Annotated in this window: 1 pseudogene; it reads left to right on the top strand. The window is 59.5% G+C overall.

From position 1 onward, the window contains the following. A pseudogene (locus tag EWM59_RS27390) lies at positions 1-348 on the top strand (hypothetical protein); the annotation flags it as partial.

Raw genomic sequence — 348 nt, 5'->3', positions numbered from 1 at the left:
TAACAGGTGCTACGGGTCCGCAAGGGTCGCAAGGTATAGCAGGGCCACAAGGTGTAGCAGGACCGACAGGCGCAACTGGAGCCAATGGTGCTACGGGTCCACAAGGGATTGCAGGACCAACTGGTGCAAGAGGAGCAACGGGTATAACCGGAGCCAATGGTGCCACCGGGCCGCAAGGACCTCAAGGGATTGCAGGGACTATAGGCGCAACAGGAGTTACGGGACCTACCGGGCAGACTGGCGCAACTGGTGCTACGGGTCCACAAGGACCACAGGGGATAGCAGGGCCACAAGGTGTAGCAGGACCGACAGGAGCAACTGGAGCTAATGGTTCACAAGGGATAGCAG

The sequence above is a fragment of the Emticicia agri genome, from assembly GCF_004168285.1.
Taxonomy (GTDB): Bacteria; Bacteroidota; Bacteroidia; order Cytophagales; family Spirosomataceae; genus Emticicia; species Emticicia agri.
This window is presented reverse-complemented; position numbering and strand designations above follow the sequence as displayed.